Genomic DNA, 8,239 nt, shown 5'->3' with positions numbered 1-8,239 from the left:
CGGAATCCAGGCCTGCGCCGCCAGCGACCATCGAGCCGCTGTTCTCGTTCGGCACGTTGAACGCACCCGAGAACGCCGTCGAGCCGAAGCCGTCGGCGCCGAAGTCGACCTTCAGCGAGCCCGATGCGCCCGGAACGTCCGAGCCGTCCGTGCCCGCAGGCTGCAGGCCGGCGATCGCGGCGACATCGTCCTCGTCGACAATGGCGTTCGACACGCCCGGCGCGACGCCGTCCGGATTGGAGACGGCCGGCATGTCGTCGTCGATACCTACGGAGAAACCGGCGGTAAAGGAGTCGCCGTCGCTGTCGGTCGCGACATAGCCGAACGGCAGGATGATGTTGTTTTCGTATTCTCCGGTCGGATGGTCGATCGAATCGTTGAGATCGAAGCGGAAGGAGCCGCTGGCGGTATCGGACAGCGAAACGGTGAAGACCACGCTGTCGCCGGCCGTCGCCGTCAGCACCGTACCATTGGCCGACTGGGCAAGGGCATAGGTGATGGTCTCGCCGTGCGAGGTCAGGCCGAGCGCATCGAGAGCGCCGATGGTCGACGCCGAGAAGACGACCGAACGGTCGCCGTCGGGACCGACACCGCCGTCCACGACGGAATTGCCGTCATCGGCACCCCAGTTGATGTTCAGATCGCCATAGACCGTCGATGCGTCGCTGTCGGTGTCGAGCGTTCCGTCGGTCGCGGTGGCGTTATCGCCCGGTGCGGAATCGTCGTTGCCGGTTACCAGATCGCCGTTCGCGGCCGACAGATCGTCTTCGTCGACGATCGCGTTGACCTGGTCGACGCCGCTCAGGGTCTCGATCTGGAGGCTCCAGTCGCGCAGCGTGCCGCTATCGGCGCCGGCATCATCGTTGATCCTGAGCGTCCACGTGCCAGCCATGTCCTTGCCGTCAAGATCGGACAGCTGGTCGATCAGCGGCTTCCAGGTCCCCACGAAGGGCGCGGAGGAGGAAGAATTCGGGAAAGGATTGGTAGCCTCGTCGTCGAAGGTCATCACTCCATTGGGATTGCCACTGCCGCCGTTGTCGTTGACGAGTTCGATCTCCGTCCCGTCAGGCGCCACCAGGGTGATCTCGAGGTCGGCCATATAGGTATGGGTGAGGTTGATCGAGATATTGAGGTCGAGGATCGTGCCGCCGGTCGGCACCACGATTGTGGATTCAATCATGCCGGCCGTTCCCGTCGCGGGAATCCGCAGGTCGACATCCCCCGAGGAAAATGTCTGAACACCGGCGACACTCGCCACACCCGGCGCACTCCCGTCGCCGAAGGAATAGAGTTCCGGCGTGCCAGCGACAGGAAGGTCGTCATCGATGCCCACGGAGAAGCTCGAGGACACCGTGTCTCCGTCGCTGTCCGTCGCCGTGAAGTCGAACGTCAGGTTGAGATTGTCCTCGGTACCCGCGACCGGATGGTCGAGAGCGTCATTCAGATCGAACAGGAAGGAGCCATTGCCCGTGTCAGACAGTTCCACCGTGAAGACAATCCGGCCGCCGGCAGTCGCCGTCAGGACGTCACCGTCCCCGTTCAGAGAATAGCCCAGCGCCTCGCCCTGCGAGAACAGTCCCAGCGCTTCCAGGGTACCGATGGCACTCGGGGAGAACGTCACGCCGCGGTCGCCCGCGCCGATGCTGGCACCGCCGTCGATAACGCTGTTGGCACTATCGGCGCCCCAGTGGATGTCAAGGCTGCCGGCAACGGTCGTCGCATCCCCATCCGTGTCCAGCGTCGCGTCGGTGCCGGTGGCATCGTCGCCCGCCTGGCTGTCGTGGTTGCCGTCTGCGAGGTCGCCGCCGGCCAGCGACAGGTCGTCCTCGTCGACCTGGGCGGAACCCGTTTCGCCGATTACCGGCGTGTCGTCGTCGACATTGACCACCAACGTGCCGTCGGCATGGTCACCATCGACGTCGCTGACTCGGTAAGTGATTGAGAATTCGAGGTTATCCTCGGATTCTCCAGACACCGGATGGGCAACCGGCGCGAGCTGTGTGACGGTGTACGCGCCGTCGAGAGAATTGCTCAACGTGACCTGCAGAACCGCAGTGCCGTCCTGAAGAATGGTCAGCGTCAGCCCGTCGGGAGAAACATCGACGGTGAAGCCTGCCGGCACGTCCGCGCCGATCAGCAGCAGCGAGCCGGCGCCGTTCATGCCATAGAAATGGCTGAGGATGCCGGTCACGTTCTCCGCATCCGGGTCGTCGTCCAGGCCGCCCGGATTGCCGCCGAGCACGTCATCGTCGAGCAGCACGGCGAGATTCTCGCCGACCGTCGGCTTGTCGTCGATTGTACCGAGGATCTCGCGTTCCAGTTCCGGGAACTGCAACGCGGTCGGCGGTAGCAGGCCGAGGATCGGATCGGCGTCGCCGATGCCGGGCGCCGGGACGCCGAAATTGCCGCCAGAACTGGCAAGTTCGCCCGATGATGCGACCAGCGTACCGTTCGGCCCCGCAGCAATGTTGATGTCATTCGCCTCAAGCGCGGCAACGAGCGCTTCCTGCGGGATCAGGACGCCGTCGATATAGAAGGTCGGAACGTTGATCGCCGCATTCTTGATAACGATGTCCGATCCATCGGCCTGATGCAGGATGAGGTCGCGCCCGGATATTTCAACATTCTCCAGGCTGACACCCGCAGGGAGCCGCACTTCGTTGCTGATGTTCGGAACGATTTCCGCGGGAAACTTCTGAGCGATCGCATCTTCGGTCGGGCTGGCCGCGCCGCCTGCGTCAACCGGCGCGATGTCGTCCCCGGTCCCGCCATTGCCGGTGGCGTCCTGCGCCATCTGAGCGATGCCGTGATCCCGGCTCGCCGCATCGGTTTCCGATGCGCGGTCACCGCGAATTTCGTCGAATGCATCCAGTCCGCCGCGTGTGTCTTCGATAGCCATTTTCCAGCCCTCCGATATTTCGCCCCACTGAGCAGAAACAGGAGGGTCCGCGCAACGCTTTCTTAAACAAATAACATATTATGGTATGCCTAGATTGCGATAATTTCGCTTTGGTTAATAATTATACATACCATGATATGCTTATGCGCCATTTTCGGGACCGGTAAAATTTGAACCAATCCGTTGCACCGGAATTTACCGCGTCTCTTCAGCCGGATTAAACGCGCCGCCGCTAGCCTTTCCCAAAAAACAGGGGATGGCAGAATGCCAAAAGAAAACAGGCCGCTGGGCGTTTCGATCGCCCTCGCCGCGCTCGCCGCAATGGCCTTTTCGGCCATGCCGGCAACGGCCAAGGAAACACCGGATACGCCGGCTTTCATGGCGTCGGAAGCGATCTCGGCTACCTATCTCGCATCCGCGTTGCCGTTCGCCGGTGTCACACAGTTGCGCGCGCTTATCAGCGGGTCGCGGCTCGGCATCGAATATGTTTCGCGACGCCTCGCCGTCCTTTCCGAACGGCGTCCCGAACTCGACCGGGCAACGACCGCGTCTGTGCCGTCGGGCTTCTTCGGAACGGTCGCCGTTCCCTTTTCGCCGATCGGATCGAGCAAGGATTGGGACCGCGTGCGCAACGCGGAATCGGTCTCGGCAATGGGCGACTGCGCCTCGCAATCCTGCCGGCTGCGCCTCGCTTCCGCGAAAACGGCGATCGCCGAGGCCGCGGACGAGCGCTTCTTTGCCAGGCTCTCGACGGTCAACACCCTGGTAAACCGCACGATCGCCTATGCCCCCGACCAGAAGACCTATGGTCAGCTCGACCATTGGGCATCGGGCGCCGAAACGATCCGCAAGGGCGCTGGCGACTGCGAGGATTTCGCGATCCTGAAATATACGCTGCTTCGCGACATCGGCGTCCCGGCCCGGTCGATGTCGCTCGTCATCCTGCGCGACACCGCACGCAATCTCTACCACGCGGTGCTCGCGATCAGCACGAACAAGGGGCATTTCGTTCTCGACAACGTGCATGACGGAGTTTACCGGGACATCGAGGCGCGCAATTATCTGCCGCTCTATTCGTTCTCCACGGATCGCTCGTGGATTCATGGCGTCCCCGCCGGCAACACCGTCGCCACAGCGCGCGTCGACGTACCGCTTGGATCGATCGCACCGGGCGAAAGCAGCGATGCGGGTATACGTGCCGAAAAATTGTATGCGGATTTGTTGGACGATCTTCGGCCGGCGGAAATCAGGTAATCACGTAACCGATGATCATGTCCTCGTTCCAGCATGGTGCGAGGACCGCATTGAGACGTCCGCGCACGCGGCGCTCGTTCACGCCGATCGCGAAACCCAGCGGAACCATCGTTCGGTCGCCCTCCCGCAAGGCCGCCAGCAGGTCGTCCATGTGCATGTCGATCTGCAGACGGAGATTGCGCTCCATCTGGTCCATCTCCTCGCTGGGCATGTTCATCCGGATGAAACGCAGAAACGCCGGGTTGTGAAACCGCAACTGCCGGGTCGCCGAAAGCGCGAATGCCGGCGAAGGACAGGCGTTGATCAGGCCGTTCACCACCGACGGCGACATCTTTTCGCGCAAGCCGCCGAGCCGGTATTCGAGCCATTGCGCGACGAACACGCGCATCGCCGAGGTCAGGTTGGTCGACTTGATTCCGCTTGCCTCGATCATCGCCACAATTTCGCCGACCGTCGCGTTCTCCTCGCGTCCGACCTTTTCCAACAGGGTCCAGAACTCGCGTTCGAGGCGCATGCCCCTTCGCTTGCCGTCCGCCGTTACCGCCCGGAAGAACGGTTCGGCGCCTGCAGCGTCCATCTGGCGTAACAGATCCTCAAGTCCCGGCGGCGATTTGGCGGGACCGCCCATTCAGCGCTCCGTGAACGCCTCTTGGCGTGCCTTGTTGATCGGTTTGAGAAGATAATGAAGGATCGTCTTGCGCCCGGTCATGATATCGACCGAACATACCATGCCCGGGGTGATGTGGAAGACGTCGCCGCTCCTCTCGAGCTGCGAGCTCTTCGTCTTGACCCGGACCTCAAAATAGGGCTCGCCTGTCTTCTGGTCGACGATACTGTCCGGACTGATATTGACCACTTCGCCGTCGAGACCTCCATAGATCGAGAAGTCGTAGGCGGTGATCTTCACCAGCGCATGCTGACCCGGCACGACAAAGGCGACGTCCCGCGGAGAAATGCGGGTCTCGACCAGCAGTTCCTCGGATGTCGGCACGACTTCCGCAATCACGGTTCCTGGTTGAACAAAGGATCCGATCGTATTGATCTGCATCGTGTTTATGACGCCGTCGACCGGCGATCGTATCTCGTTGCGCTCGACGCGCGTCGATTCCCCGCGCGCCGATTGCTCCAGCACAGACAATTGCGAAAGCGCGTCGGTCTTTTGTGTAAGCGCTTCCTGGCGAAACTGCAGTTCGAGTTCCCGAATCTGTAACTGCGCCTCGCTGATCGCGCCCTTGAGGCGCGGTATCATCTCGTTGAGCGCATTTGACTGCCCCAGGAAGTCATTGACCTCGCGCTGGACGCGGATCAGTTCCGTTTCGGCGACGAGCCGCTTTTCGGCCATCGGCTTGAGCAGTTCGAGTTCGCGCTTGCTTATTTCGAGGCTGCCCTCGAGGCGCGCCTTGTTCGCATTTGCCTCGTCGAGCTCCTTTTCGCGCTGCAGCAAACGCTGCTCCAGAACGGCTTTCGTATTGTGAAACGCATCCCGCCGCGCCGCCAGCAGGCGTTCCTCGTTTTCGCAGATACCCGGCGCGACCTCCATCACCTCCTGCGGGCATTCGAAGGTTACGTCCTCCGTACCGGACGCCTCGCTTTCGAGCCGCGCAATGCGCGTCTTCAACGCCCGCACCTGCGCCTCGACCTCGCCGAGGTCCGAAGAGGTGGTCGTATCGTCCAGCCGCACGATGAGCTGGCCCTTGCTGACGACCTGGCCGGTCTGGACCGCAATCTCGCTAACGACACCCGGCTCGGTGGCCTGTATGGTCTGGGTCCGCGTCGCCGGGATGACGCGCCCGTTGCCGCGCGCGATTTCGTCGATCCGGGTTTGCGACGCCCAAACCGCGAAACTCGCGATCAGGGCGACCACGAGAAAAACGATGACGCTTGCCGATCGCGGAGGTCTCTCGCCGATCATGCGGACTTCCCCTGCGCGGCATTCGCGCGTGCCGCCAGCGCGCCCAGAACCTTGTCTTTCGGACCATCGGCAACGATCGCGCCACGATCGAGAACGATCAGCCGATCGACGAGTTCGAGCAAGCTGTAGCGATGTGTCGAAATGACGAGCGTGACGCCGGGATCGAACGACCGCGCCAGGCTGCCGATCAACTGCTTTTCGGTCGCCATGTCCATGGCGCCGGAAGGCTCGTCAAGAAACACGATTTTCGGCTTGGAAAGCAGAAGACGCGTAATTGCGACGGCCTGCTTTTGCCCGCCGGACAGATTGCTTCCCCGCTCCCCAACGGCCAGGTCATAGCCGCGCGGATGCTGGGCGGCGAATTCATCGACGCCCGTCTTTTTAGCCGCCTCGACGATTTCCTCGTCGGTCGCATCGGCGTTTGCAAGCTGCAGGTTTTCCTTCAGCGTGCCCGAAAACAGATCGGCCGACTGGCCGGCATAGGCGACCGCGGAACGGACCTCGGCGGGATGATACTGCCGCACATCCACGCCATTGATCAGCACCCGGCCTTCCTGTGCGATGTAGAGATTTGCGAGGAGGCGCCCCAGCGTGGTCTTGCCGGACCCTATCTTGCCGATGATGCCGATACGTTCGCCGGCACGCACCGAGAAACTGAGATTTCTCAGAACCGGCGCGTCGCTGCCCGGATACTGGAAGCTGACATTCTGGAACGCGAAGCTCCCGTCGGTCACGGGCCTGTGGACGAAGCCGACCGTGTTCGGGCGATCCTCCTCCTGCGCCATGATCGTATCGAGGATGCGCAACGACAGCATCGCCTGGCGCATCCGCGCAAGCGTGAGCGCGATCTGCGACATAGGTGAAACCGTTCGTCCGGACAGCATCACCGTCGCAATGATCGCGCCGGTGGAAATCCGCCCCTGCGCGAATTCGTAAGCTCCCGCGATCACGATGAAAATCGACACCGATTGCTGGACGAACTGGGTGAAATTGGCCGCGCCCGACGACAACTGTTTGATCTCCTCGGAGGTGCGCGAAGATCTCTTGGTAAGTTCGTTCCATTTGCGGATAAGCGGGGCTTCGGCGCGGAGGGACTTGACGGTTTCGATGGTCGAGATCGTCTCGACCAGAAGCGATTGCCTCTGCGCGGATTCATTGGCTGCGCGCGCCACTCGCTTGGAGATCCGGTATTGCGCGACCAGGCCCGTCGTGACGGCAATCGTGAAAGCCGCGAGCGGGATGACGAACAGCCAGCCCGATATCAGGAAAATGACGAACAGGAAAACGAAGACAAACAACGCGTCGATCAGGGTAGCGACCGTATTCGAGGTGAAGAATTCGCGCACGAACTCGAACTGGCTGACGCGGTTCGCATATTCGCCCGTGGAAGCCGGTCGCGCGGCCATGCTGGTATGCAGGACCTTGTCGAACAGCGCGTGGGAAACCTTGAGGTCGATCGCCCGGCCGGTATGGTCGATGATCATCGATCGCGCCGTTTTCAATAGCAGATCGAAAAGCAGCGCGAGTGCCACGCCGGCGGCGAGCGCGAGCAGGCTCGACGTTGCCTTGTTGGGCAGCACGCGGTCATAGACATTCATGATGAAGATCGGCGACGCCAGCCCGAGCAGGTTGATGAACAGGGCAGCAAGCGCAATGTTGGCGTAGCCCCGCCAGAACTGGCTGGCGGGCCCGAAAAGCCAGTGACCGCGCTCTATATCCTGAGAACCGCCGAGTTCCGCGCGCTCGGCGGAATTCAGATAGATTACCGAGAAGGAATAGGCGTGCCTGATACCCTGCCTGGCTAGCGCCTGCAGTGCGGTGCGCGCGGTCTGACGGGCATCCATCCCGGCGTCGATGCCGGGCCAAGTTTCTCCGTCGAGAAATGCGAACCGGCCATCGGCGAATTCGACAAGCGCCGGAAACTCGATCTTGCCGGCCGCGACGTCGCGCACGGTGTGGACGGCGATATCGAGCCCGATGCGTTCGCAGATACGTTCCACAAGCACGGGCTCGATGCCGTCATCCGGCAGCGGCACGCCCGAAAACAAGACGGTTTCCGAAGCGGGCCGTCCATAATAGCGGGCGATATCCTGCAGGCAGCGTTTGAAGGACTCCACCTCGGATTGCCCCGAAGGTGCCGTTTCGACGGCCGCCACGTTGCCCATTTCCGTCAC

General features: G+C 62.0%; 5 protein-coding genes. 1 reads left to right on the top strand and 4 read right to left on the bottom strand.

What is annotated here, in order from left to right:
* Positions 1–2,899, bottom strand: a 2,899-nt coding sequence (locus IG169_RS23165) for a T1SS-143 repeat domain-containing protein (protein ID WP_193178639.1), incomplete at its 3' end; no start/stop codon positions are given.
* 264 nt (positions 2,900–3,163) lie between these two features.
* Between IG169_RS23165 and IG169_RS23160 the strand changes: the two genes are divergently transcribed.
* Positions 3,164–4,153, top strand: coding sequence for a transglutaminase-like cysteine peptidase (locus IG169_RS23160; protein WP_193178638.1), 990 nt, complete (start codon positions 3,164–3,166; stop codon positions 4,151–4,153).
* Here IG169_RS23160 and IG169_RS23155 read toward each other — a convergent pair.
* The 3 genes from IG169_RS23155 to IG169_RS23145 are packed head-to-tail and all read right to left on the bottom strand — an operon-like array spanning position 4,146 to position 8,230.
* Positions 4,146–4,781, bottom strand: a complete 636-nt coding sequence (locus tag IG169_RS23155; RefSeq protein WP_193178637.1) for a ribbon-helix-helix domain-containing protein — start codon at positions 4,779–4,781, stop codon at positions 4,146–4,148. The genes IG169_RS23160 and IG169_RS23155 overlap by 8 nt on opposite strands.
* Positions 4,782–6,065, bottom strand: coding sequence for an HlyD family type I secretion periplasmic adaptor subunit (locus IG169_RS23150; protein ID WP_193178636.1), 1,284 nt, complete (start codon positions 6,063–6,065; stop codon positions 4,782–4,784).
* Positions 6,062–8,230, bottom strand: a complete 2,169-nt coding sequence (locus IG169_RS23145; protein ID WP_193178653.1) for a type I secretion system permease/ATPase — start codon at positions 8,228–8,230, stop codon at positions 6,062–6,064. The genes IG169_RS23150 and IG169_RS23145 overlap by 4 nt, the downstream gene beginning before the upstream one ends.
* Between the last annotated feature and the right edge of the window lie 9 nt (positions 8,231–8,239).

The sequence above is a fragment of the Oricola nitratireducens genome, from assembly GCF_014904745.1.
Classification (GTDB): domain Bacteria; phylum Pseudomonadota; class Alphaproteobacteria; order Rhizobiales; family Rhizobiaceae; genus Oricola; species Oricola nitratireducens.
This window is presented reverse-complemented; position numbering and strand designations above follow the sequence as displayed.